The following is a 23,319-nucleotide window of genomic DNA, read 5'->3' as shown; positions in this document are numbered from 1 at the left end:
ACCGTCAGTCGCGACGGAATTGTTCGCCGGTCGCCGTGTCCACCGCCGTCTCACCTGGGGGCAGGTTCGACAGGTCCGGGGCGATGACCGTCGGCATGTCACCCGAGTCCGGCAAGCCGAAATGCGCCGGTCCGGCATGACCGGCGGCCGGCGTATCGAGCACCAGGTCATGGCGCCGCGGCAGCGTCAGCCCACGGAAGTACGCGGGCTGCGCGACGCGCCAGGCGAACATCAACACCACCCCCAACAGCAGCCCGAGGACACCGACCACACCCACCGCGCCGAAGCCGAAAATCGTGACGTCATGCTGGCTTTCGTCCTTGAGCCAGTCCGGCTTGCTGTACTGGGCCAGGCCGTAGCCGAACACCACCGACAGCGTGATGCCGCCGAGCACTGGCAGCACGCCGCGCATCACGAAGTCACGCACGTTGCGGGTCAACGTCTTTCGGTAGAACCAGGCGCAGGCGAAGCCCGTCAGAGCGTAGTAGAAGGCGATCATCAAACCGACCGAACCGATCAGTGCCGTCAACAGATCGGTGCTGATCGCGGTGAACAGCACGTAGCACAGCACCGACAGCACGCCCATCACGATGGTCGAGGTGGTGGGCGTCAGGTACTGGCGATGAATCTTCGCGAAACTCTCTGGCAGCGCCCGGTATACGCCCATCGACAGGGTCGTGCGCGCGGTCGGCATGATGGTGGTCTGCGTCGAGGCGGCCGCGGACGTCAGGATCGACGCCGACAGCAGCAGCATGCCGATCTTCCCGATCACGCTGTCCCCGAACAGCGATGGCCCGATGGCGGTGAACACGTCCTTGGCGTTCTCCTGGTTGCCCAGTCCGATGCCTTCGGTGCCCACGCCCGCGAACGCGATGGTCGAGACGGTCACCAGCGCGTAGGTGGCGAGCAGCAGGAACGTCGAGATGACGGCGGCGCGGCCGGGGGTGCGGCCCGGATTGTCGGACTCCTCGTTGCACGCCACGGCGGTGTCCCAACCCCAGTAGATGAAGATGGTGGCCAGTACCGCCGGCGCGATCACGGTGCCGAAATCCATTCCGCCAGGCCAGAACCAGGACCACGACGGCATGATCGAGTAGGCGTGCCCGTGGTGCGTGTAGACCTTCACCAGCGCCACGACCGACACCACGATCAGGACGACGACCTCGACCGTCAACAGCACGTACTGCAGCCGCGCCGACACCTCGATGCCGCGGTAGCAGATGTACGTCATCAGGATGATCCAGATGACGCCCGCGACCGTCGACCACAGGGTGCTGCTCGCCAGACCGGCGACCGAATGCCAACCCAGGTCGCCGACGAACGTGAACGAGTACGACCCCGCGATCTGCGCGAGATTGGCCATCACGATGACATCGGAGGCGATGATGCCCCAGCCGCCCAGCCAGCCGACGGCGGGACCGAAGGCCCGGGCCGCCCAGGTGAACGTGGTGCCGCAGTCGGGCTCGGCCTTGTTCAGTTCCTGGTACGCGACGGCGATGAGGTACATCGGCACGAACGAAATGAGCATGATCGCAGGTGCTTTGACCCCGGCGAGCAGCGTGCCGCCGGCGGCGATGACGAGGCCGAGCGTCGCCGCCAGACTGTATGCCGGTGCGGTGGACGCCAGCCCGACCACCACGCTGGACACCAGACCGAGGGCGCCCCGCTTGAGGCCTTTGTCTGGGGCGACGATGTCTGGTGCCGGCGTGGTCATCTGCTCCCTGCTCATCCCGGTTGATTTGCCGAAGAGATGCTACGGTTCGCCGCCCTCGAACACCGAGTCGTAGGTTGGTGGGGTGACCACAGCGCAGGACACCGATGAGTTCGAGCGGCTGCGTCCGCACCTGCTGTCCGTCGCCTACCGGCTGACCGGTGTGTACGCCGACGCCGAGGACATCGTGCAGGACGCCTGGCTGCGTTGGCACAGTGCGGATGTCGACGCCATCGAAGAGCCCCGCGCCTGGCTGACGACGGTCGTCAGCCGCCTCGGCCTGGACCGGTTGCGGTCCGCTGCGCACCGCCGCGAGGCGTACTTCGGGGAGTGGCTGCCCGAACCGGTGGTGACGGGATTCGACGCTTCTGACCCGCTGGCCGCGGTGGTCGCGGGAGAGGATGCCCGCTTCGCCGCGATGGTGGTGCTGGAGCGGCTGACACCCGACCAACGGGTCGCCTTCGTGCTGCACGACGGCTTCGCGGTGCCGTTCTCCGAGATCGCGTCGGTGCTCGGCGTGACGGACGCGAGCGCGCGGCAGCTGGCCTCACGCGCCCGGCGCGCTGTCGCCGAGGCCCCGCCGCCGCCACCGGACGCCGGCCACAACGAGGTCGTCGGCAAGCTGATGGCCGCGCTCGCCAGTGGGGACATGGCCGCCGTCGTCGAACTGCTGCACCCCGATGCCACGTTCACCGGCGACTCCAACCGTCGGGCACCGACGGCGCCCCGCACCATCGTCGGCGCGGACAAAGTCGCACGGTTCCTGTTCGGGCTGGCCAGACGTTATGGGCCGCAATGGCTTTCGACGTCGCAGTTGGCGCTCATCAACGGCGAGCTCGGCGCGTACAGCCCCGGCCTGCCGGCTGACGGCGAGCATCCCGAGATGCTGCCGCGTGTCACGGCGCTGGCCGTGCGCGACGGCAAGGTTGTCGCGCTGTGGGACATCGCGAACCCGGACAAGTTCACGGCGTCACCGCTGCGGTCTGATTAGCGGCTCAGAGGACGTAGGGGATCAGTGCCTTGCGGTCGGTCGGGTACTCGGGAAACTTCTCCTGGTACCAGGTATGGGTGCCCAGCGCGCGGGGAATCAGATTGCCCGCGGTGATCAACAGGATGGCCACACCGGGCAGCGCCCAGGTCAGCAGCGCGAAGCCGGACCAGGCGATGAGCTCGCCCAGGTACGCCGGGCTGGTGACGAACCGGAAGCCGCCGCCGAACGGAATGCGGTACTCCGCACCGCCGGGATTGTTCTTGTCGCGCAGGTTTCGCACGATCGACTCGGAGTTCACCAGAAGCACGAAGCCGCACAGGTAGACCGCCAGCCCCACCAGGAACCGGGGGTCGGTCAGCCACGCGGTGGTGTACTGCCCGAAGAAGTCGTGGCTGAACAGGGTCCCGTTGAGGTAGCCGTGCATCGACGTGACGAGCATGCCCATCACGATCACCGACACGTTGAAGGTGCCGCGTTTGCCGGGCGCCTGGCGGATCGCGAGCGGGAAGAACCAGCCCCGGTTGGCGTAGTGCAGCATCCAGATCCCGGCCAGCACCAGCGATGTCGGCTCGAAGCGGTGTGGCCCGGCCAGGTAGCTGATGAGGAACACGACCGTCGCCGGGATCTCCATCAGCCACCAGCCGAGCTTGGGGTTGAGGTTCAAGCCGAGTTTCGTCGTCGAGAACCGCCCATACGAACTCTGCGCGAAGAAACCGCCGATGATCACGAATGCGGCGAAGGCAAGGGCCGCCGTCAGCACCGTGTCATAGAACGTGTTGCCGGTGTACCAGTGCATGGTTGCTCCTTGCTGAGCAGGCGGTTTCAGCGGCCGAGGCCCGTTATTTCTGTAACGTGTTCTACCACCTGACCAGGTTGGGAGGCCAGTGCCCCCGGGATCACTCGGCCCAGGGCACCCGGCACGCGTCACCCGAGCTGAAGCCCTGCTCGGTGATACCGAGCGCCGCATACATACGGGCCCGCATGTTCTCCACGCCGATCTGGTACGTCAGCTCGATGACACCGGCCTCGCCGAACCGGCGCTTGAGGTCGTCGACCTGCTCGTCGGTCACGTTGTGCGGGTCGGTGGTCATCGCATCGGCATAGGCGATGGCGGCCCGCTCGTCGTCGGTGAACAGCGGTGAGGTCGCGTATTCGTCGATGTGCTTGAGTCGTTCGGTGTCCAGGCTCTCCAGGCGCATCAGCATGGTGCCGAAGTCGACGCACCAGGAGCAGCCCACCGTCCGCGCGGTCCACAGCACGGCGAGATCGCGGACCGCGTCGGGCAGCGTCTTCGAGCCGCTCTTCAACAGGGTCTCGTGGACCGCGTTGGCGACCAGCAGTCGCGGGTGGTGCGCCGCCACCGTGAAGGGTTCGGGCACCTCGCCGAACTCACGCTTGGCGTAGCGGTACATGAGCCGGGTCAGCAGGCCGGCGCGTTGCGGGGGCAGGGGCGCGATGCGTGGTGTTGTCGTCATATCGGTTGGACGAGACAGGTCGTCAAGGTGTGACAGGGGTGTGGCGGGCGTCACCCGGTGCGGCAGCGGCTACCGTAGGACACATGTCTGTGGCCCCGAACCCTGCGGCGGTGAGCGGCTACGAGGCGCGGTGGGAGCAGCACAACGCCGAACGCCGGTCCCAGATCCTGCTGGCGATGATCGACCTGCTGGAGGAGAGCCCGCCCGGCGCCGACATCTCCGTCGCGGCCATCGCCAAGCGTGCCGGCGTCGCCAAGTCGGTGATCTACCGGCAGACCTCCGGCAAGGAGGAACTCGAGCGACGGGTGCGGTCGTATCTGATCGACGACTTCGGGTCCGTTCTGGTCGGCAAGCTCGATGTCTCCGACGGCTCGCTGCGCGAGATTCTGACCCGCACCATCGAGGCCGTCGCGGACTGGATGATCGACCATCCGCGGTTCAACGAGTTCGCGCGCAGCGGGCCGTCATTCGAGGGCGACGAGACGCTCGACGCCGTCGGCGAGCTGAAGCTGCGCATCATCGAACGCGCCGACGGCATCATCGCCGCCATCCAGTTGGCCATCGGCGTCGAGGACAGTGCATTCAAACTGGTCCCGCTGGCGATCGTGACCATGGTCGAGGAGACGTTGTTCGCCTGGGTCCGCAGCCCGGCGCCGACGCACACCCGCGACGAGATGATCGCCCACCTCGCCGACTTCACCTGGTACGTCATCGACGGCGCCGCGCGGGCCATCGGCTTCGAGGTCAGCCCCGACGAGCCGCTCGTCGCCGTGGTCGCCGCGCTGGCGGCTCAGGCAAGCAACCCCGCGTTTTAGTCGGCCACCAGGCTGCGCACGGTCTCCTGCGCACAGGACTTGTTGGTGCCGATGAACCCCGTCGGGCCGCGCTTGATCCAGCCCGTCACGTAGGTCGCTCTGGCGCCCTGGACTCGGCCGGCTTCGTTGGGGACGGTGCCGTGCGCGTCGTCGAACGGCAGGTCGGTCACGGGCCGTCCTCGGTAACCGATCGACGTGAGCACCAGCCCGGCGGTGACGGTGTGCACTTCGCCGGTCGGCTTGACCTTCGCGGTGCCGTCGGCTGCCGCCACCAGTTCGTTGCGGGCGAATTCGACTGCGGTTGCGGCGGATTCGCCGCGGATCGCGGTAGGGGACTGCAGGTACTCCAGCACGATGCGGCGGTTGCCGGGGCGCCGTGGCAGGTCACGGAGGATGCGGGCCCGCGGATCGGCGCCCGGCAGTGACGCCAGGTCCTTTTCGGCGACGGCGACGTCGACGTCGGGCATCGACGTCAGGCCGACGAGCTCCGGCACGGTGAACGCGGACTGCGCGAGGCCGCGTCGTCCCACGACGATGACCTCTTCGATCCTGCTCTGCCGCAACGCTTCCAACGCGTGCGGCGCGATGTCGGTTGCTGCGAGGCGGTCGGGATCGGTGGTGAGGATCCGGGCGACGTCGAGCGCGACGTTGCCGTTGCCGATCACGATGGCGCGCGGCTGTGACAGATCGAAGGTGCAGTCGGCGAAGTCGGGATGGCCGTTGTACCAAGCGACGAACCGGGTCGCCGAGCTCACGCCCGGCAGGTCGGCGCCGGGTACGTCGAGCGGCCGGTCCGTGGACGCACCCACCGCGTAGATGACGGCGTCGTGGTCGGCGAGCAGCTGCTGATGGGTGACATCCGTGCCGACGTCGACGCCGGTCACCAACTCCAGCCGCGGGTCGGCGCAGATGGTGTCGAACTGCCGGGACACCGCCCGGGTGCGTCGGTGATCCGGCGCGACGCCGAAGCGTGCGAGCCCGCCGGTCTGGGGGAGGCGCTCGTACATCCGGACGCGTGCGGCCGGGATGGTCAGCACCTCGTCGGCGGCGTACATGGCCGCCGGCCCGGAGCCCACGATCGCCACGCTGACAGTGCCCGGAGCGCGGACCTGCAGTGGGGGAACCACGGGCGCCAGCAGTGGCCGGGGCCGGGGTTCGGCGTAGAAGTCGGCGTTGAGCTCGAGGAAGACCTTCTCGGTCGGCTCCAGCGAACCGTCGTGCTTGATGGCGTCGACCGGACAGGCCGTCACGCACGCGCCGCAGTCGACGCACTCCACCGGGTCGATGTAGAGCATCTCGGCGGTGTGGAAGTCGGGCTCGTCGGGCGTGGGGTGAATGCAGTTGACCGGACAGGCGTAGACGCACGACGCGTCGCTGCAGCAGGAATGCGTGATGACGTGGGGCATCAGGCGATCAACTGTGCCTCGCGGTTGGGGGCACTGCGATAGCGGGCCGTCTCACCGGCGATGCCGCAGCGCTTCCACATCCAGCGGCCGACGCGGTTCATCAGACCGATCTCCTCGGCCAGTGCGCGGGTCTCGTCGAAGAAACTCGCCATGATCTTGCGCGACTGCGGGCTGCGCCAGAAGGCTTGCCGCATGACGTCTTCCGGGATGTCGAACTGCTTGCCGAACGACTTCGACGACCCCATGATCTCGTGCGCCAGCCAGCGCAGCGTCAGCGGGAAGGCGACGGTGGCGAAAGCTTTGAACCGCCAGGACCGCTCGGGCATGTGGGTCTTGAGGAATTCGTTGGCCCACGAGATGTGCCGGGCTTCCTCGGCGATGTGGATCTGCATGGTGCGCAGCACTGCGGGCGGCAGGTTGGCGCCCTCGCGGATCATGCCCTTCTGGAAGTGGTCGATGGGCTCTTCGCCGGCGAGGATGCCGGCCATGAACGCCGTCGGCGAGTACTGACCCACCAGGCCGATGTACGGCGACAGCTTGAAGAACAGCTTCCGCATGCCCGGCACATCGGTCCCGGAGCGGTTGACCAGCTCCTGGAACATCTGGATGTGGTTGCACTCTTCGGTCATCTCGTGCAGCGCGTACCGGAACTCGGGGGAGTTGTTGGGCAGCTTCATGATGAAGGCCATCAGCCCGCGGATCAGGATGCTCTCGAACGCCGCACCCACCTTGACGGTGTTGAGCGTCCGCCACCGGCCGATCTCGATCTGCCGTTCCAGTGGCTGGCTCTGGTACCACTCGGTGGCACCCAGCGGGTCGATGGCGGGGGACAGCACCCAGCGCGGATCGTGCAGGTCGATCTGCATGTCCGGGGCATCCCACGCGATGTCGAGGTAGGGGTCGAAGCGGCGCCGCACCGAGCCTTCCGACAGCACGTCGAGGAGGTTCTGGTAACCGGGCTCCATTGCCTGAGTCATGTCTCCAATTTACCGGGAACAGTGGTCCCAGTAAATACCTGGGCCGAAGATGAGCTTGTGTGTCAAAACCGGCCAAGTTCTGGCACACACGCTCATCTTCGGCGCAGATGGAACCGAGGCGGGTATCTGGCCGTCAGATCCGTATGCCATTTCTGGGGTCTGAGGCGCGTGCGGCCGGCATCGTCAACCGGTACCAGCTCAGGACCCGTTACCAGCAGATTTACCGCGACGTCTATGTCCCGCGCGATGCTGAGCTGACCGCTGTCGACAAGGCTGAGGCGGCTTGGTTGTGGTCGAGACGGCGCGGCGTGGCGGCCGGGTTGTCGGCGTCGGCACTGCATGGTTCGCGTTGGATCGGTGACCATGAACCCGCCGAACTCAATCAGGCGAGCATGCATGGGCAGGCCGGCATCGTGTTGCACAGCGATGAGCTCACCGAGGACGAGATCTGCCCGATCCGGGGTATCCGCGCGACGACACCTGCTCGGACGGCCTTCGACCTGGGGCGTCGTAAAGGGCGGACGCTTGCGGTCGTCCGAGTGGACGCGCTGCTCCAGGCCACACAGCTGAAACTCGCTGAGGTGCAAGCACTTATCGACACACATGGTGGCGCGCGCGGGATTGTTCAGCTCAGAGAAGTCGTCGACCTGGCGGACTACGGTGCCGAGTCACCGCAAGAGACCAGGCTCAGGCTGTTGTTCACCAGGAATGGCATGCGGCCGACGCACACTCAGATCGAGGTGTTCGACGGCAGATATCTCGTCGGGCGTATCGACATGGGCTGGCCGGAGTGGAAGGTCGGTGTGCAGTACGACGGCATTCAGCATTGGGATGACCCGCGTCAGCGCACGCGTGACATCGACCAGGACGTCGAGTATCGCGACCTCGGTTGGCGGATGGTCCGTGTCGGCGCTGATCTCTTGCGCTATCGAGAGCCCGTCATCATCGCCCGGACCCGGGCCCAGCTCCGCGCTGCCGGCGCGGGCTACTGACGAAAATGAGCTTGTGTGCCAAATCCTTGCGGAATTTGGCACACAAGCTCAGTTTCGGCGGGAGGAATGCCCTAGCGGGCAAACATCAAGGCGCGCTTGACTTCCTGGATCGCCTTGGTCACCTGGATGCCACGGGGGCAGGCCTCGGTGCAGTTGAAGGTGGTGCGGCAGCGCCACACGCCGTCGACCTCGTTGAGGATGTCCAGACGCTCGGCGGCGGCCTCGTCACGCGAGTCGAAGATGAACCGGTGCGCGTTGACGATGGCGGCGGGGCCGAAGTACGAGCCCTCGCTCCAGTACACCGGGCACGACGTGGTGCAGCAGGCGCACAGGATGCACTTGGTGGTGTCGTCGAAGCGGGCGCGGTCGGTCTGCGACTGGATGCGCTCACGGGTCGGGGGGTTGCCCGACGTGATGAGGAACGGCTTCACGGCGCGGTAGGCGTCGAAGAACGGCTCCATGTCGACCACGAGGTCCTTCTCCACGGGCAGGCCGCGGATGGGCTCGATGGTGATGGTCAGGTCCTTGCCGGGCTTCTTCGGCAGCAGGTCACGCATGAGGACCTTGCAGGCCAGCCGGTTCACACCGTTGATCCGCATGGCGTCCGAGCCACACACGCCGTGTGCGCAGGACCGGCGGAACGTCAGCGTGCCGTCGAGGTAGCCCTTCACGTACAGCAGCAGGTTCAGCAACCGGTCGCTGGGCAGGCAGGGCACGCGGAAGCTCTGGAAGCCGGCGGCGTCCGGGTTCTCCGGGTTGAACCGGGCGATCTTCAGCGTGACCATGACGGCGCCTTCGGGCACCGGGGGCAGCGGCGGGTCGCCGGCTTCGGGCTTGTCCAATACGGGTGCACTCATGTCAGTACTTCCGTTCCATCGGCTCGTACCGGGTCTGGACGACAGGCTTGTAGTCCAGCCGGATGTCGGACAGGAGGTCGGCGCCCTGCTTGTAGGCCATGGTGTGGCGCATGTAGTTGGTGTCGTCGCGGTCCGGGTAGTCCTCGCGGGCGTGGCCGCCACGCGATTCCTTGCGGTTCAGCGCACCGACGACGGTGACCTCGGCCAGTTCGAGCAGGAAGCCCAGCTCGATGGCCTCGAGCAGGTCGCTGTTGTAGCGCTTGCCCTTGTCGTGCACCGTGATTCGGCTGTACCGCTCCTTCAGCGCGTGGATGTCCGTCAGTGCCTGCTTGAGGGTCTCCTCGGTGCGGAACACGGCGGCGTTGTTGTCCATCGACTGCTGCAGCGCGGTGCGGATGTCGGCGACGCGCTCGTTGCCGTGGTCGGACAGGATGTCGCCGACCCAGCCCACGACCATGTCGGCCGGGTTGTCCGGCAGCTCGACGTAGTTGTGGTTCTGCGCGTACTCGGCGGCCGCGATGCCGGCGCGACGGCCGAACACGTTGATGTCGAGCAGCGAGTTGGTGCCCAGGCGGTTGGCGCCGTGCACCGAGACACAGGCGCACTCGCCGGCGGCGTACAGGCCCGGGACGATGTTGACGTTGTCGCGCAGAACCTGGCCGTTGATCGTGGTCGGGATACCGCCCATGACGTAGTGGCACGTCGGGTACACCGGCACCAGTTCGGTGACGGGGTCGACGCCCAGGTAGGTGCGCGCGAATTCGGTGATGTCCGGAAGCTTGGCCTCCAGCACCTCTTCACCGAGGTGACGCACGTCGATGTAGACGTAGTCCTTGTTGGGTCCGGCGCCGCGGCCCTCGAGGACCTCCAGCACCATCGAGCGGGCCACGATGTCACGCGGCGCGAGGTCGACGATGGTGGGGGCGTAGCGCTCCATGAAGCGCTCGCCTTCGGCGTTGAGCAGACGCCCACCTTCACCACGCACGGCTTCCGAGATCAGGATGCCGAGGCCGGCCAGGCCTGTCGGGTGGAACTGGTGGAACTCCATGTCCTCCAAGGGAAGTCCCTTGCGGAAGATGATGCCCAGGCCGTCACCGGTGAGGGTGTGGGCGTTGGAGGTCGTCTTGTACATCCGGCCCGAGCCGCCGGTGGCGAAGACGATCGCCTTGGCGTGGAAGATGTGGATGTCGCCGGTGGCCAGCTCGTAGGCGATGACGCCGGTGGCGACGGGGCCGCCGGGGGTCTCGGTGAGGACCACGTCGAGCGCGTAGAACTCGTTGAAGAACTGGACGTCGTGCTTGACGCAGTTTTGGTACAGCGTCTGCAGGATCATGTGGCCGGTGCGGTCGGCGGCGTAGCAGGCGCGGCGGACCGGGGCCTTGCCGTGGTCACGGGTGTGACCGCCGAAGCGACGCTGGTCGATGCGGCCCTCGGGCGTCCGGTTGAACGGCATGCCCATCTTCTCGAGGTCCAGCACGGCGTCGATGGCTTCCTTGCACATGACCTCGACGGCGTCCTGGTCAGCGAGGTAGTCGCCACCCTTGACGGTGTCGAAGGTGTGCCACTCCCAGTTGTCGTCCTCGACGTTGGCGAGTGCGGCACACATGCCGCCCTGCGCGGCACCGGTGTGCGAACGCGTCGGGTACAGCTTGGTCAGCACGGCGGTGCGCACGCGCGGGCCGGCTTCCACGGCCGCGCGCATGCCTGCGCCACCGGCACCGACGATGACGACGTCGTAGCGATGTTCCTGAATCATCCTGCGAGCCCCTATTTGATGTTCGCGTCGAAGGTGACGAGCACGTAGCTGCCCAGCACCAGGGTGAATCCGGTGGCCAGCAGCAGAATCGAGTTCAGCCAGAACTTGGTGGTGTTCTTGCGGGCGTAGTCACCGATGATGGTGCGCATGCCGTTGGCGCCGTGCACCAGCGCCAGCCACAGCAGGGCCATGTCCCAGATCTGCCAGAACGGCGAGGCCCAGCGCTGCGCGACGTAGTTGAAGTCGATGCGGTAGACGCCGTTCTGCCAGATCAGCCCGATGAACAGGTGACCGAGGGCGAGCAGCACCAGCGCGGCGCCGGAGAAGCGCATGAACAGCCAGGCGTACTTCTCGAAGTAGGGGATGCCACGGGCGCGCCGGGGAGCGCGCGGGTGATCGAGGGCTGCGGGGCGGTCGTGCTCGCGCTCCATGACCGGGGCCGGACGGCCCCCGCGGCGCGCCTCGGCGGCGCCGGAATCGGTGTGCGTGGTCACTTGAGCCACCCGTAGTGCTCAACCATGTGCATGCCCTCTACCCCAACTGCGGCGATGACGACCGCGATCCAGATGGCCAGGATGGTCCACAGCATGACCCGCTGGTACTTGGGTCCCTGCTGCCAGAAGTCGATCAGAATGACTCGCACGCCGTTGAGGGCGTGGTAGAGCACCGCCGCGACCAGGCCCATCTCCATGAACCCGATGATCGGTGTCTTGTAGGTGTTGATCACCTCGTTGTAGGCCTCGGGGCTGACCCGGACCAGAGCCGTGTCCAGAACGTGGACCAGCAAGAAGAAGAAGATGGTGGCACCGGTGATGCGGTGTAGCACCCAGGACCACATGCCCGGGTCTCCGCGATACAGGCTCCGTCGCTTCTGTGCTGAACGCGGCGCGGGTATGGCGGATTCCGCGGCTGCCGCTGTACTCATTTCGACCTCCAACGCCGTCGGTGGACGCGTGACCCGGCAGCAACTTTTTCGCGTGCCGAGCCCAAACCTCGGGGCGACTCTAATCCCAATTTGCGCACAGTCAGAACTAGCGTGTGGGGGGAATGGGCAACCCGCGCCGGAAATTAGGTTTGCCTACATTAACTTACTTGGTGGTCGGGTCGGTCCTCGAGGCAGTGTCGGGGTGCCGGGAACGGGGTGTCAGTGATGCCGGAAATTGACTGGAAACTGTTGCGGGACAAGGCCATAGCTGTTTCTCGGGGTGCCTATGCACCCTATTCGCACTTCCCGGTGGGGGCGGCAGCGCTGGTCGACGACGGCCGAATCGTGGTGGGCTGCAATGTGGAAAATGTCTCATATGGCCTTGGCCTCTGCGCGGAGTGTGCTGTGGTCTGCGCCCTACATTCCAGCGGTGGTGGACGGCTGCTCGCGCTGGCGTGTGTGGACGGTTCGGGGGCCGTGTTGATGCCGTGCGGACGCTGCCGGCAGGTGCTGCTCGAGCACGGTGGGCCGGCCATGTTGATCGATCACGCATCGGGTCCGCGGCCATTGGCCGAACTGCTGCCCGACGCCTTCGGGCCGGATGACCTGAACCGCCGGTAACGCCAAGCGGTGCAACACTTCTGATTACCCGCCGGTAACCAGTTTCGATGGGGTCGACCGAGGCCCCGGCAGGAGGATCCCAGCGATGCCGTTCGATGCGCCGACAGTCATTCGCACCAAACGCGACGGCGGTGTGCTGTCCGACGCCGCGATCGACTGGGTGATCGACGGCTATACCCATGGGCGCGTCGCCGACGCGCAGATGTCGGCCTTGTTGATGGCGATCTTCCTGCGCGGCATGACGCCGGCCGAGATCACCCGCTGGACCGCGGCCATGGTCGACTCGGGGGAGCGCTTCGATTTCACCGACCTGCGGCGCGAAGGCCGTCCGCTCGCACTGGTCGACAAGCACTCCACCGGCGGCGTCGGCGACAAGATCACCATCCCGCTGGTGCCCGTCGTCCTGGCCTGCGGCGGCGCCGTCCCACAGGCCGCCGGCCGTGGCCTCGGGCACACCGGCGGCACGTTGGACAAGCTGGAAGCGATCCCCGGATTCACCGCCGAGCTGTCGAAAGACGCTATCCGCCAACAGCTTTCCGGCATCGGCGCGGCGATCTTCGCGGCCGGGGACCTGGCGCCTGCCGACCGCAAGATCTACGCCCTGCGCGACGTCACGGGCACGACGGAATCGCTACCGCTCATCGCCAGCTCGATCATGAGCAAGAAACTGGCCGAGGGCGCCCGCTCGCTGGTGCTGGACGTCAAGGTCGGTCGCGGTGCGTTCCTCAAGACCGAGGCCGAGTCGCGTGAGCTGGCGCGCACCATGGTCGACCTCGGCACGGCCTACGGCGTCCCGACGCGGGCGTTGCTCACCGACATGGACCGGCCGCTCGGTCGCGCGGTCGGGAACGCGATCGAGGTCGCCGAGTCGCTGGAGGTGCTGGCCGGCGGCGGCCCGGACGACGTCGTCGCACTGACTGTCGCCCTGGCGCGCGAGATGCTCGACGTGGCCGGCCTCGACGGCGTCGACCCCGCCCAGACCCTGACCGACGGCACCGCGATGGACTGCTTCCGGCAACTGATCGCCGCACAGGGTGGCGATCCCGATGCGCCCCTGCCGATGGGGACGCACACCGAGACGGTCGTGGCGTCGCGAAGCGGGGTGATGGGCGACGTCGACGCGATGGCGATGGCGATGGCGGTGTGGCGGCTCGGCGCGGGACGGGCCCAGCCCGGAGACCCGGTGCAGGCCGGGGCGGGGCTGTACCTCCACCGGCGCAGCGGCGAGCCCGTCGCGGCCGGTGAGACCCTGTTCACGCTGTACACCGAGACCCCCGAGCGGTTGCCGTCTGCGCTGGCCGAACTCGACGGCGGGTGGTCGGTGGACGACGCGGCGCCGCCGCAGCGTCCCGTGGTGCTCGACCGCGTCGAATAGCCGCGAAACCAACGGTGGTCAGCGACCCCGCCCGCCACTAGGGTCGTCCGCATGGCTGACGATGACCTCCGCGACTTCGAGCGCACCGAGTTCACCCACGATGGCACGACCCGCACGGTCTTTCGGAAGGGCACCGGTCCGGCCGTCATCGTGATCGCCGAGATACCCGGCATCACGCCCAAGGTTCTCGACTTCGCCCGCAAGGTCGCCGACCTGGGTTGTACCGCCGTGCTGCCGCACCTGTTCGGCATCCCCGGCCTGGATCCGAACGCCAGCAACCTGGCGGCACTCAAGGCCATGGGGTCGGCGCTGCCGTCGTGCATCAGCAAGGAGTTCACCATCCTCGCGACCGGGAAGACGTCGCCGGTGGTCGATTGGCTGCGCGCGTTGGCCCGTGCCGAACACAAGCGCTGCGGTGGCCCCGGCGTCGGCGCCATCGGCATGTGCTTCACCGGCGGCTACGCCCTGGCGATGGCCACCGACGACGTCATCCTGGCGCCGGTGCTGTCCCAGCCGTCGATGCCGTTGGGCCTGACCGCCAAGCAGCGCCGCAACATCGACATCTCGCCGGCCGACCTGGAGGTCGTCAAGGGCCGGTGCGCCGCGGGCCTCAACGTCATCGGCATGCGGTTCAAGAGCGACAAGCTGGTGCCCGCAGAGCGTTTCGACTTCCTGCGCGAGCAGCTGGGTGACGCCTTCATCGCCGTCGAACTCGAGGACGCCGACGCCAACCCGGATGCGCGCCTGGCGCCGCACTCGGTGGTCACCGAGCACCTGATCGACGAGCCGGGCCAGGCCACCCGGGCGGCGCTGGACCAGGTGCTGGATCTGTTCCGGACGCGGCTGCTGCTGGCGGACGAGCCGGCGGGCTAAAAGCGACGATCCGGCGCAAGATGGACAGATGACCACCCTGACGCTGGATCAGATCAAGCAGGCACCGAAAGCGCTGTTGCACGATCACCTCGACGGCGGGCTGCGTCCCGCCACGGTGGTGGAGCTGGCCGAACAGAGCGGCTACGGCGACCTGCCCACCATGGACGTCGACGAGCTCGCGAAGTGGTTCCGCACCCAGGCGCACAGCGGATCGCTCGTCCGGTATCTGGAGCCGTTCGCGCACACCGTCGGCGTCATGCAGACCACCGATGCGCTGTACCGCGTCGCGTACGAATGCGTCGAGGATCTGGCCGCCGACAACGTCGTCTACGCCGAGGTGCGGTTCGCGCCCGAACTGCACATCGACGGCGGTCTGGTGCTGGACGAGGTCGTGGACGCGGTGCTGGCCGGGTTCGCGGACGGCGAGAAGGCGGCGGCCGCGGCCGGGCAGGTGACGACGGTCCGCTGTCTGGTCACCGCCATGCGGCACGCTGCCCGGTCTCGCGAGATTGCTGAGTTGGCCATCCGGTTCCGCGACCGGGGTGTGGTCGGCTTCGACATCGCCGGTGCCGAGGCCGGCTACCCTCCGACCCGCCACCTCGATGCCTTCGAATACATGCGGGGCAACAACGCGCGGTTCACGATTCACGCCGGTGAGGCCTTCGGCCTGCCGTCCATCCACGAGGCCATCGCGTTCTGTGGCGCCGACCGGCTGGGCCACGGCGTCCGCATCGTCGACGACATCGAGGAGGGGCCGGACGGCACCTTCCACTTGGGCCGGGTGGCGAACATCGTGCGGGACAAGCGAATTCCGCTGGAGATGTGCCCGAGCAGCAACGTGCAGACCGGCGCCGCGGCCAGCATCGCCGAGCATCCGTTCGACCAGCTGGCGCGGCTCCGCTTCCGCGTCACCGTGAACACCGACAACCGCCTGATGAGCGACACCACCATGACGCAGGAGATGGCGCTCCTCGTGAACGAGTTCGGCTACGGCTGGACCGACCTGCAGCGGTTCACCATCAACGCCATGAAGTCGGCCTTCATCCCGTTCGACGAGCGACTGGCGATCATCGACGACGTCATCAAACCGCGCTACGCCGTGCTGGTCGGGTAGCTGTCGGTCGGGGTGTCGTCGACGAAGCCGGAGCGCCCGGCCGCGCCCGCCGACACCGGCTCGTGCTGGGCGGTCCGCTGGAACGCCTTCGGCACGAACTTCTCGGTGTTGTACCTGCCGCGCGGGTGTACCACCTGCGGCCACCAGAACCAGCGGCCGAGCAGCACCGCGATCGACGGCATCAGCAGCGACCGCACGATGAAGGTGTCGATCAGCAGACCGATCGCGATGGTCGAACCCATCTGCGCCAGCACGATCAGCTTGCTGGCCATCATGCCGGCCATGGTGGCCGCGAACACCAGCCCGGCCGAGGTGACGACACCGCCGGTGCCGGCCATGGACCGGATGATGCCGGTCTTGAGGCCGGCGTGGATCTCGTCCTGGAACCGCGAGACCAGCAGCAGGTTGTAGTCCGAGCCGACCGCCAACAGGATGATGACCGACATCAGCATGACCAGCCACTGCACCTGAATCCCGAACAGGTCCTGCCACAACAGCACCGAGATGCCGAACGACGCGGCGATGGAACTGCCCGCCGTGCCGACGATCGTCAGGGCCGCGACCGCGCTGCGCGTCAGGATGAGCATGATCATGAAGATCAGCGTCAGCGATGACACCACGGCGATCATCAGGTCGTAGCGGGCGCCGTCGGCCATGTCCTTGTAGGTCGCCGCGACGCCGCCGAGGTAGATCTTGGCGTCCGACAGCGACGACATCTTCAAGGCGTCCTGGGCGGCCTTGCGTTCGGACTCGACGCGGTTGATGCCGTCGACCGTCGCGGGGTCGGTCTGGTGCGTGATGAACATGCGCGCGGACTTGCCGTCCGGCGACATGAACATCTTCAGGCCGCGCTGGAAGTCCGGGTTCTGGAAGGCCTCAGGTGGTAGGTAGAACAGGTCGTCGTTCTTGGCGCCGTCGAATGCGGCACCCATCGACAACGCGGTGTCGTTCATGGCCTGCATCTGGTCGATGAGGGCCTTCTGCGAGTTGTACGACGCCAGCGACAGGTCGCGGCTGGTCTTCATCGACGCGATGGTCTGGGGGAGCAGCGCCGTCAGCTTCGGTGCGAGGTCGGCCAGCTTGTCGGTGTTGACCTGGACGTCGCCGGTCCGGTCGGTCAGCTCATCGATGCCGTCCAGGGAGTCGAACACCGACCGCATCGCCGCGCACATCGGGATGTCGAAGCAGTGCGGTTCCCAGTAGAAGTAGTTGCGCATCGGCCGGAACTGGTCATCGAAGTTGGCGATGTTGTTGCGCATCTCCTCGGTGACCTCGAGGAGCGCCTGCGACTTACGGGCCGAGTCCTGCGTCAGCTTGGTCTGCTCGAGCGACAGCGCGTACTGCTTCTCGAGGATGCTGATCGACACGTTGGTGGCGTCGACCATCCGGAGCTGGTCCTCCAGCTGCTTGCGCTGGAACGGCAGGTTCATGTTGCTGGTCTGGCCCGAGACGCTCGTCTGGAACGGAATCGAGCTGTGCTGGATGGGAATTCCCAGCGGCCGGGTGATGCTCTGCACCATCGCGATGCCGTCGGTGTGCATCACGTTGCTCGCGATCTTGTTGAGCACCAGCATGTCTGCGGGATTGCGCATGTCGTGCGTCGACTCGACCATCAGGATGTCGGGGTTCATGCGGGCCTGCGTGAAGTGCCGGTCGGCGGCGGCGAAGCCGACGTTCACCGGGGCGTCCTCGGGCAGGTAATAGCGGTCGTTGTAGGCCGGTTTGTAGCCGGGGATGGCGACGATGCCGACCAGCACGACGAACAGGCTGGCCACCAGAATCGGTGCGGGCCACCGCACGACGGCCGTCCCGATGCGGCGCCAGAAGCGACTCTGCGGCGGTCGCTTGGACTCGTACATCCCGACGCGGCTGCCGAGGTACAGCACGGCCGGGCCGAGCGTCACCGAGATCGCCACCACGACGAGCATGCCGATCGCGACCGGTGCGCCCATCGTGGTGAAGTACGGCAGGCGGCAGAAACTCAGGCAGTACGTCGCGCCGGCGATGGTCAGGCCGGAACCCACGATGACGGGTGCGACGGACTTGAACGTCGCGTAGTACGAGTCGTCCCGGTCCAATCCGATGCCGCGGTCTTCGCGGTACCGCCCGAAGATGAAGATGCCGTAGTCGGTGGCCGCGGCGATGGCCAGCATCGTCAGGATGTTGCCCGCGAAGGTCGTCAGCCCGAACACGTCGTGGGTCGCCAGGACCGACACCACGCCGCGCGCGGTCAGTAGCGCCAGGAACGTCAGGAACAGCTGAACCAGGGTGGTCCGGACCGAGCGGTAGACCACGAGCAGCATGCCGGCGATCGCGGCCAGGGTGATCACCGTGATCATGACCAGGCTGGCGTTGCCAATGACGTGCATGTCGTTCGTGAGGGCAGCGGGCCCGGCGACATGCGCCTGGACTCCGGGCGGAGCCTTGGTCTCCTCGATGACCTTGCGGACGGCTTCGACACCCTCGTTGGCGAGCGTCATGCCCTGCTCGCCCGCGAGGTTGATCATCACGTAGGACGCCTTGCCGTCGGCGCTCTGCGCGCCGGCCGCGGTCAGCGTGTCACCCCAGAAATCCTGGATGTGCTGGATGTGCTCGGAATCCTGCTGCAGCTTGCGGATGATCTCGTCGTAGTACTTGTGGGCGTCCGGACCCAGCGGTTCCTTGCCCTCGACGACGATCATGATCGTGCTGTTGGAGTTGAACTCCTTGAAGTTCGCGCCCATCAGCTTCATCGCGTGCATCGACGGGGCGTCCTCGGGCGCCATCGGCGCGGCGTGCAGTTCACCGACGACTTCCAGTTGCGGCGCGATCACGTTGACCAGGACGGCGATCGCGACCCAGAACAGGATGATCGGCACCGACAGGATGCGCAGCGCATGGGCGAACTTCGGCCGCTTCTCCGCCGTCTTGTGCTGTGTCTCAAGTGTTTCGGTCATGCGGACTTCACCAGGCAGTAGGTCTGGGCGTTGACGCCATCGGCGGACTGCTCCTCGCGGACGGTCCCGTTCACCGTGACGCGGCAGCCGATGTGGTCGCTGCTCTGCTCACTGTCGCTGCGCGCCATCAGGTTTGCGCTGACGGTCGGCAGCGTGGTGGACAGGGTGACGGACCAGGGCAGCACGGCGCTCACCGAGTGCACGTTGGCGTCGGGATCGAAATAGCTGATCTCTGCCGAACTTCCCGGCGGCCCATAGACCTCGTACACCAGGACCTTGGGGTTGAACTGGACGATCTCGACGCCTGCGCCGGCATGGGCGTTGAGGTTCTCCGACCCGAACTTCGCGTGCAGGCGGGACACCACGAGGCCCGACACCGCCAATACGGCCACCAGGACGAGCGGTATCCAGACTTTCTTCAGCAGGCCCTTTGATTCCGACCGCACCCGACCACCTTCCGCTCAACACGCGCTGACCGAATCCCCGACGATCAAGCTGCTGCCTTCGCCTGCGCTCGGCAGGCGGCTCCGCTCACTCAGCGGATTCTTGGGAAATTCTTACGCCTTGCTAACTAATTTTGCAACGCGGCGTAGTTGTGTGTCGGCTGTGAGCGCGCGCGGTGGCCGGGCGCGACTCGGGGTTTCAGTCGGACAGAACGGCCCGCAGCGCGTCGGCGAATTCGCCGGGCGCACTCATGAACCCGCCGTGATCGCCCGGGTAGACGACGGGCTCGACGCCCAGCAGGCGGCACAGCGCCAGCGAGGTGCCGTAGGTGATGAGATGCTCCGACTCGGCGCCGATGCCCACCACGACCCGGCTGGCCCGCAACCCCTCAATATCAGGCAGATACGTTGTGGTGCAGAGCAATTCATGGTTGAAGAACCGGGACAGGTCGGCGAGTTGCTTGGTCATCTCGTCGGGAGCGGGCGGCGGCCCCTGCGGCCCGGGAGCGCCGTCGTCGGCCTGATCGAAGCCCGCCGTCGCCATGAACTTCGCCATGGCCGCGCCCGGCCCGTCGCTGTGGAAGGTGTCGATGATCTCCCGCGTCGCGGCGCGTTGCTTGGCGGCTTCCGAAGCCGGCAACAACTCCAGCAGCGGCGGCTCGTGCGCGATCAGCGTCCGAACCCAACCGGGGTACTTGGCGGCCAGTGCCAGGCCGGTGACCGCGCCGCCGCTGGAGCCGAACACGTCGGCCGGACCGGCACCGAGATCCTCGAGGATCGCGGCGACGTCGTCGGCCCGCAGTTCGGGCGTCGAGTCCTGCGCGGGATCGTCGATGGGGCTGGCACCGAGTCCACGCGGGTCGTACGTCACGACGGTGTGGTCGGCGGCCAGGGCGTCGGCCACCGCGGCGAACTCCGATGCCGTCATGGGCGAACCGATGACGGCCAACACCGGCCCGCTGCCCCGCACCTCGTAATGCAGCGTGGCGCCGGGAACGGCGAGATTTCGGACGATGGGCTGGGCGCTGGTCTGGGTCATGTCAGTGCAGACCCGACCAGTCGCTCTAACTCATCGCACCGCGCGTCATTCCTGACGCAGGCGCGACTCGACGAAACGCTCCAGGGTTTCCCACTGGGCCACGGCCTCGGCGTACGGCTTCGACGGGGCGCCGACGGTCTCGGGCTCCAGCACATGACCGACGAACTTGCCCAGCGGCTGGCTGGTGGTCAGGTACTTGTCGGCGGTGCCGTCCTCGGCGTAGTCGCACACGTCGCGCACGAACTCGACCGCCAGGTCCAGCTGCTCGCGGTCGACGGCCTCGGGGCCGTCGGCGATGTCGTCGGACAGGCCACTGAGCACGTAGACGTTGTCCTCGGTGACGCGGATCTGCAGCGAGCCGTCGGTGGCAGCGGTGCGGATGTCGCTGTAGGCCTCGAAGCTGGACAGGTCGCTCTCGTGCTCGTCGGCCAGGTAGCGGGCCAGCGTGCGCTCCGAGCCGAACACGCTGATCCGGCCGTTGCGGCCGAGGAACCGCGGCTGGTCGTTGTAGTAGCAGCGCAGCGTGTAGAGGGTGGCGCCCTTGGTCATGATACGGATCGGGTCGATGCCGACGCGCTCCCAGAAGTCCTCGTCACTGCCGAGCAGCTGCCGCTCGGCCTGCGCGGTGAGGGCCGCCTCTTCGGAGTCGGTGTCGACCTCGTCCTCGATGACGACGTCGTCGACGTCGGTCTCGTCGACCTCGTCGAGTTCGTCTTCCTCGGGCTCGGGTGCGGGCCCATCGAGTTCGGCCTGGGCCTTCTCGGCGGCCTTGGCGTCGACCTCGGGGGTGGTCACCAGGGCGTCGATGGCGTCGAGCACGTGGTCCCAGCTGCGGCCGACGGCAGCCTCGATGTCGGCCCACCGCTTGCGGCCGGCCCGGCCCGAGTAGGCTTCGGCGCCGCCGCCGAGCGTCGACAGCACGGGGTTGCCGTTGAAGAACTTCGCGACCGCGATCAGGTCGCAGACCGAACCGAGCGCGCCGACCACCTGGAGCGTCCGCCGCAGCGAGGTGACGGACTCCTCGGTGGGCTTCTCGGCGACCAGCTCGGGCACGCCGACCAGGTCGTGGATGTGGCTCTCGTCGGGGTTGAGGCGGTGTGCGTTGGCCTCGCCGAGCGCCTTCCACTTCGGGTGGTCGGCGAGGTCGTTGTCGGTGTTGGTCCGCACGAAAGCGGCCAGGTCCGCGACGGATTCGAAGGCGTAGAGGTCGTCGCCGTGACCCAGGAACGCTTCCCACTCGTCGTCGGAGTCGCGCCACAGCGGCGCCCACAGGGTGTACAGATCGCCATTGGTCAACCCGAGCCGAACCGGCACGATGTCAGCAGCCATGCGGCACAGCCTATCGACGTGTGGGTCGGGCCACGCTGGGGGCATCTTGTCGGTGCAGATCGTCGCGCAGGTGGCGCAGGGCCGTGGTGACATCAGCGGTGGCGTCGGCGTTCGACAGCTCGGCAGCCGTGCGCCGGAACACCGCGAGCGCCGCGCGGGCGCGGGCCATCGCGTCGTCGTATTCCGGCTTCATCTATGGGCCGCATTCCTCATCGCGCTCGTTCCTCGCTGCTTGATCGTCATGCGGCGGGTCATGCCGTCGGGCGGAAGAAGCCGTGGAAACCCTGATTCAGGTTGGTCGTCCGGATCGGGGACAGCTGAACCGGATCGCCCGCTTCGACCATGAGGCCGTTCCCGACGATCATCGCGACGTGGCCATCCCACACCGCGAGGTCGCCCGGGCGCAGCGAGCCACGGTCGACGGCGGCGCCCACATCCTGCTCCTGCGCCAGCCTCGGCAGGTCGAGTCCCGCTTCGCGGTACGCCCACTGCGTCAGGCCGCTGCAGTCCAGGCCCACGCCGGGCGTCGTGCCACCCCACACGTACGGCACGCCGAGCTGGGTGAGGGCGTGCCGCACCGCGTCGGCGGCGACCTTGTTCGGTGCGGTGGCGGTGCGGCCGTCGGGCAACGTGACGGCCTCGCCGGCGCCGAACTTCCCGGGGTCGGGTGGCCGGCGGTGGTTCCGTGTGCTGAGTGCCGCTTGCGCGGCGTGCGCCGCGGGAGTGGCGAGGGCGCCGAGTCTGCCGGCCCCGGTCGCACCTTGGCCACCGGACGCGCCCAGGCTGGGCAGGCTCACGGCCGGGCGTGATCCGCTTGTCTCCCAATCTGATCCGTGGCTCTGGGGTGCGGCGGCGCTCGTCGTCGCGGTGATCTGCTCGGCCTGCGTGGCGAGTTCGGTGTGCAGCTCGTCGACGACGCTGATGGCCTCAGCCAGGGCCCGGCCGGCTTCGTCGACGAGCGCGGCGGCGTCGGCAGGGGATTCGAGAGTGGCTTCCAGTTCGGTCGCGCGGGCCTCGAAGTTCTGGAGGATGGTTTGGAGGCGCTCGCGGGCCCGGGCCACCGCGGCAGCGGCCCGTTCGGTGTGCGTGCTCAGTTGCCCGGCCGTCATCGCCATCGCCACGATGGCGGTGACCGCCGCGCTCGCGAACTGGCCCGCACTGCCTGCTGCCGTGCCGGTCCACTGGTCCTGGGTCCGCTGCCACCCGTCGTCGGCAGCGGCGGCCACGCCGTCGAGCCCGGTTTGCACCGCACGCAGGGCACCGGCCGGATCCGCGCCCGAGAAGCCGGGGCCCACCAGTGCCTGCACGTCTCGGATCGGCGCGGCCAGCGCGGCTGTCAGGGAGCCCGTCACCACCAGGTTCCGATCCGGCCGCCGACGTTGTGGTCGGCGTCGACGAAGGTGTTCGCGGTGGCGACGGCGGTCGTGGCGCCGGCGTCGAGATGCGCGCTGAGGCGGTACGCCAACTGGGCCTGGTGGTGCGTCGCCTGCGCCAGGGCCGCGGCGAAGGCCTCGCCCACGGGGCCGAACACGTCGAACTGTCCGGCGATGGCGGTCAGGTCCGCGGCGTGCGCGGCCAGTTCGGTGCTGTGACCGCGGTAGTCCGCGGACAGGTTGTGCAGGGCTGACGGGTCCACGGTCAGGTTTCGGATCATGTGGATAAGACGGGCGCCGCGCCCGTTCGG

General features: G+C 67.4%; 22 protein-coding genes and 1 pseudogene. 7 read left to right on the top strand and 16 right to left on the bottom strand.

The window, feature by feature from the left end; all coding sequences use genetic code 11:
- Window positions 1-4 precede the first annotated feature (4 nt).
- On the bottom strand, window positions 5-1,714 hold the full coding sequence (locus ACJH6H_RS13605; protein WP_110766882.1) for an APC family permease: 1,710 nt from the start codon (window positions 1,712-1,714) through the stop codon (window positions 5-7).
- 82 nt (window positions 1,715-1,796) lie between these two features.
- Here ACJH6H_RS13605 and ACJH6H_RS13600 point away from each other — a divergent pair, with 82 nt between their 5' ends.
- On the top strand, window positions 1,797-2,702 hold the full coding sequence (locus ACJH6H_RS13600; RefSeq protein ID WP_061002005.1) for a sigma-70 family RNA polymerase sigma factor: 906 nt from the start codon (window positions 1,797-1,799) through the stop codon (window positions 2,700-2,702).
- A gap of 4 nt (window positions 2,703-2,706) precedes the next feature.
- On the opposite strand, the gene ACJH6H_RS13595 is transcribed toward ACJH6H_RS13600, so the two are convergent.
- Together ACJH6H_RS13595 and ACJH6H_RS13590 are read right to left on the bottom strand one after the other, a co-directional pair.
- Window positions 2,707-3,498, bottom strand: coding sequence for a 3-oxo-5-alpha-steroid 4-dehydrogenase (locus ACJH6H_RS13595; RefSeq protein ID WP_064857315.1), 792 nt, complete (start codon window positions 3,496-3,498; stop codon window positions 2,707-2,709).
- 100 nt (window positions 3,499-3,598) lie between these two features.
- Window positions 3,599-4,189, bottom strand: a pseudogene (locus ACJH6H_RS13590) (carboxymuconolactone decarboxylase family protein); the annotation flags it as partial.
- Between the two features lie 71 nt (window positions 4,190-4,260).
- Here ACJH6H_RS13590 and ACJH6H_RS13585 point away from each other — a divergent pair.
- On the top strand, window positions 4,261-4,992 hold the full coding sequence (locus ACJH6H_RS13585; RefSeq protein WP_406775048.1) for a TetR/AcrR family transcriptional regulator: 732 nt from the start codon (window positions 4,261-4,263) through the stop codon (window positions 4,990-4,992).
- Here ACJH6H_RS13585 and ACJH6H_RS13580 read toward each other — a convergent pair.
- Window positions 4,989-6,398 (bottom strand): FAD-dependent oxidoreductase, encoded by a 1,410-nt coding sequence (locus ACJH6H_RS13580; protein ID WP_406775047.1) that lies wholly within the window; start codon window positions 6,396-6,398, stop codon window positions 4,989-4,991. The two genes, ACJH6H_RS13585 and ACJH6H_RS13580, sit on opposite strands and share 4 nt — an antisense overlap.
- A complete protein-coding gene (locus ACJH6H_RS13575) occupies window positions 6,398-7,375 on the bottom strand; it encodes a diiron oxygenase (RefSeq protein WP_406775046.1) in 978 nt (325 codons plus the stop codon). Before ACJH6H_RS13575 ends, ACJH6H_RS13580 begins: the two co-directional genes overlap by 1 nt.
- A gap of 143 nt (window positions 7,376-7,518) precedes the next feature.
- On the opposite strand from ACJH6H_RS13575, the gene ACJH6H_RS13570 reads away from it, so the two are divergent.
- Entirely contained in the window at window positions 7,519-8,367 is an 849-nt protein-coding gene (locus ACJH6H_RS13570) for a hypothetical protein (protein WP_406775045.1), read from the top strand.
- Between the two features lie 71 nt (window positions 8,368-8,438).
- Here the strand turns inward: ACJH6H_RS13570 and ACJH6H_RS13565 are convergent, their stop codons facing one another.
- From ACJH6H_RS13565 to sdhC, 4 genes are read right to left on the bottom strand one after another with little or no spacing between them, the layout of a single operon-like run.
- Window positions 8,439-9,224 carry a succinate dehydrogenase iron-sulfur subunit gene (locus ACJH6H_RS13565; RefSeq protein WP_020102797.1) on the bottom strand — a complete coding sequence of 262 codons (786 nt, stop codon included), beginning with the start codon at window positions 9,222-9,224 and terminating at the stop codon, window positions 8,439-8,441.
- A 1-nt stretch (window position 9,225) separates the two neighbouring features.
- Window positions 9,226-10,980 carry a succinate dehydrogenase flavoprotein subunit gene (gene sdhA / locus ACJH6H_RS13560; RefSeq protein ID WP_212806680.1) on the bottom strand — a complete coding sequence of 585 codons (1,755 nt, stop codon included), beginning with the start codon at window positions 10,978-10,980 and terminating at the stop codon, window positions 9,226-9,228.
- 11 nt (window positions 10,981-10,991) lie between these two features.
- Window positions 10,992-11,411 (bottom strand): succinate dehydrogenase hydrophobic membrane anchor subunit, encoded by a 420-nt coding sequence (locus ACJH6H_RS13555; RefSeq protein ID WP_061002042.1) that lies wholly within the window; start codon window positions 11,409-11,411, stop codon window positions 10,992-10,994.
- Window positions 11,412-11,470: 59 nt separating this feature from the next.
- A complete protein-coding gene (gene sdhC, locus ACJH6H_RS13550) occupies window positions 11,471-11,905 on the bottom strand; it encodes a succinate dehydrogenase, cytochrome b556 subunit (protein ID WP_212806679.1) in 435 nt (144 codons plus the stop codon).
- A gap of 225 nt (window positions 11,906-12,130) precedes the next feature.
- Between sdhC and ACJH6H_RS13545 the strand changes: the two genes are divergently transcribed.
- From ACJH6H_RS13545 to ACJH6H_RS13530, 4 genes are all read left to right on the top strand, one after another.
- On the top strand, window positions 12,131-12,526 hold the full coding sequence (locus ACJH6H_RS13545; protein ID WP_318986371.1) for a cytidine deaminase: 396 nt from the start codon (window positions 12,131-12,133) through the stop codon (window positions 12,524-12,526).
- 85 nt (window positions 12,527-12,611) lie between these two features.
- Window positions 12,612-13,901, top strand: a complete 1,290-nt coding sequence (locus ACJH6H_RS13540; protein WP_318986372.1) for a thymidine phosphorylase — start codon at window positions 12,612-12,614, stop codon at window positions 13,899-13,901.
- Window positions 13,902-13,952: 51 nt separating this feature from the next.
- Window positions 13,953-14,774 (top strand): dienelactone hydrolase family protein, encoded by an 822-nt coding sequence (locus tag ACJH6H_RS13535; RefSeq protein WP_212806673.1) that lies wholly within the window; start codon window positions 13,953-13,955, stop codon window positions 14,772-14,774.
- 28 nt (window positions 14,775-14,802) lie between these two features.
- Window positions 14,803-15,888 carry an adenosine deaminase gene (locus ACJH6H_RS13530; RefSeq protein WP_020102806.1) on the top strand — a complete coding sequence of 362 codons (1,086 nt, stop codon included), beginning with the start codon at window positions 14,803-14,805 and terminating at the stop codon, window positions 15,886-15,888.
- Here ACJH6H_RS13530 and ACJH6H_RS13525 read toward each other — a convergent pair.
- From ACJH6H_RS13525 to ACJH6H_RS13495, 7 genes are all read right to left on the bottom strand, one after another.
- A complete protein-coding gene (locus ACJH6H_RS13525; RefSeq protein ID WP_406775044.1) occupies window positions 15,867-18,824 on the bottom strand; it encodes an RND family transporter in 2,958 nt (985 codons plus the stop codon). The genes ACJH6H_RS13530 and ACJH6H_RS13525 overlap by 22 nt on opposite strands.
- Window positions 18,821-19,270 (bottom strand): MmpS family transport accessory protein, encoded by a 450-nt coding sequence (locus ACJH6H_RS13520; RefSeq protein WP_406775043.1) that lies wholly within the window; start codon window positions 19,268-19,270, stop codon window positions 18,821-18,823. Before ACJH6H_RS13520 ends, ACJH6H_RS13525 begins: the two co-directional genes overlap by 4 nt.
- Before the next feature lie 196 nt (window positions 19,271-19,466).
- Window positions 19,467-20,306, bottom strand: a complete 840-nt coding sequence (locus ACJH6H_RS13515; protein ID WP_406775042.1) for an alpha/beta fold hydrolase — start codon at window positions 20,304-20,306, stop codon at window positions 19,467-19,469.
- A 45-nt stretch (window positions 20,307-20,351) separates the two neighbouring features.
- Entirely contained in the window at window positions 20,352-21,635 is a 1,284-nt protein-coding gene (locus ACJH6H_RS13510) for a primosomal protein (protein WP_346417040.1), read from the bottom strand.
- Window positions 21,636-21,645: 10 nt separating this feature from the next.
- Window positions 21,646-21,828: a hypothetical protein gene (locus tag ACJH6H_RS13505; protein ID WP_318986377.1), complete on the bottom strand. Its 183-nt coding sequence runs from the start codon at window positions 21,826-21,828 to the stop codon at window positions 21,646-21,648.
- Between the two features lie 58 nt (window positions 21,829-21,886).
- Entirely contained in the window at window positions 21,887-22,987 is a 1,101-nt protein-coding gene (locus tag ACJH6H_RS13500; RefSeq protein WP_406775041.1) for a C40 family peptidase, read from the bottom strand.
- Window positions 22,984-23,289: a type VII secretion target gene (locus ACJH6H_RS13495; RefSeq protein WP_406775040.1), complete on the bottom strand. Its 306-nt coding sequence runs from the start codon at window positions 23,287-23,289 to the stop codon at window positions 22,984-22,986. Before ACJH6H_RS13495 ends, ACJH6H_RS13500 begins: the two co-directional genes overlap by 4 nt.
- Between the last annotated feature and the right edge of the window lie 30 nt (window positions 23,290-23,319).

The organism is Mycobacterium sp. SMC-21 (assembly GCF_045310825.1).
In the GTDB taxonomy this organism is placed as follows: Bacteria; Actinomycetota; Actinomycetes; order Mycobacteriales; family Mycobacteriaceae; genus Mycobacterium.
Note: the sequence above shows the minus strand (reverse complement) of the source record. Positions and strands in the feature narration are given on the sequence as shown.

Excerpts from the sequence above, each read along its gene's own strand:
- ACJH6H_RS13605 (WP_110766882.1), bottom strand. The coding sequence starts at position 1,714 with ATGACCACGCCGGCACCAGACATCGTCGCCCCAGACAAAGGCCTCAAG.
- ACJH6H_RS13595 (WP_064857315.1), bottom strand. The coding sequence starts at position 3,498 with ATGCACTGGTACACCGGCAACACGTTCTATGACACGGTGCTGACGGCG.
- ACJH6H_RS13585 (WP_406775048.1), top strand. The coding sequence starts at position 4,261 with ATGTCTGTGGCCCCGAACCCTGCGGCGGTGAGCGGCTACGAGGCGCGG.
- ACJH6H_RS13580 (WP_406775047.1), bottom strand. The coding sequence starts at position 6,398 with ATGCCCCACGTCATCACGCATTCCTGCTGCAGCGACGCGTCGTGCGTC.
- ACJH6H_RS13575 (WP_406775046.1), bottom strand. The coding sequence starts at position 7,375 with ATGACTCAGGCAATGGAGCCCGGTTACCAGAACCTCCTCGACGTGCTG.
- ACJH6H_RS13570 (WP_406775045.1), top strand. The coding sequence starts at position 7,519 with ATGCCATTTCTGGGGTCTGAGGCGCGTGCGGCCGGCATCGTCAACCGG.
- ACJH6H_RS13565 (WP_020102797.1), bottom strand. The coding sequence starts at position 9,224 with ATGAGTGCACCCGTATTGGACAAGCCCGAAGCCGGCGACCCGCCGCTG.
- sdhA (WP_212806680.1), bottom strand. The coding sequence starts at position 10,980 with ATGATTCAGGAACATCGCTACGACGTCGTCATCGTCGGTGCCGGTGGC.
- ACJH6H_RS13555 (WP_061002042.1), bottom strand. The coding sequence starts at position 11,411 with ATGGAGCGCGAGCACGACCGCCCCGCAGCCCTCGATCACCCGCGCGCT.
- sdhC (WP_212806679.1), bottom strand. The coding sequence starts at position 11,905 with ATGAGTACAGCGGCAGCCGCGGAATCCGCCATACCCGCGCCGCGTTCA.
- ACJH6H_RS13545 (WP_318986371.1), top strand. The coding sequence starts at position 12,131 with ATGCCGGAAATTGACTGGAAACTGTTGCGGGACAAGGCCATAGCTGTT.
- ACJH6H_RS13540 (WP_318986372.1), top strand. The coding sequence starts at position 12,612 with ATGCCGTTCGATGCGCCGACAGTCATTCGCACCAAACGCGACGGCGGT.
- ACJH6H_RS13535 (WP_212806673.1), top strand. The coding sequence starts at position 13,953 with ATGGCTGACGATGACCTCCGCGACTTCGAGCGCACCGAGTTCACCCAC.
- ACJH6H_RS13530 (WP_020102806.1), top strand. The coding sequence starts at position 14,803 with ATGACCACCCTGACGCTGGATCAGATCAAGCAGGCACCGAAAGCGCTG.
- ACJH6H_RS13525 (WP_406775044.1), bottom strand. The coding sequence starts at position 18,824 with ATGACCGAAACACTTGAGACACAGCACAAGACGGCGGAGAAGCGGCCG.
- ACJH6H_RS13515 (WP_406775042.1), bottom strand. The coding sequence starts at position 20,306 with ATGACCCAGACCAGCGCCCAGCCCATCGTCCGAAATCTCGCCGTTCCC.
- ACJH6H_RS13510 (WP_346417040.1), bottom strand. The coding sequence starts at position 21,635 with ATGGCTGCTGACATCGTGCCGGTTCGGCTCGGGTTGACCAATGGCGAT.
- ACJH6H_RS13505 (WP_318986377.1), bottom strand. The coding sequence starts at position 21,828 with ATGAAGCCGGAATACGACGACGCGATGGCCCGCGCCCGCGCGGCGCTC.
- ACJH6H_RS13495 (WP_406775040.1), bottom strand. The coding sequence starts at position 23,289 with ATGATCCGAAACCTGACCGTGGACCCGTCAGCCCTGCACAACCTGTCC.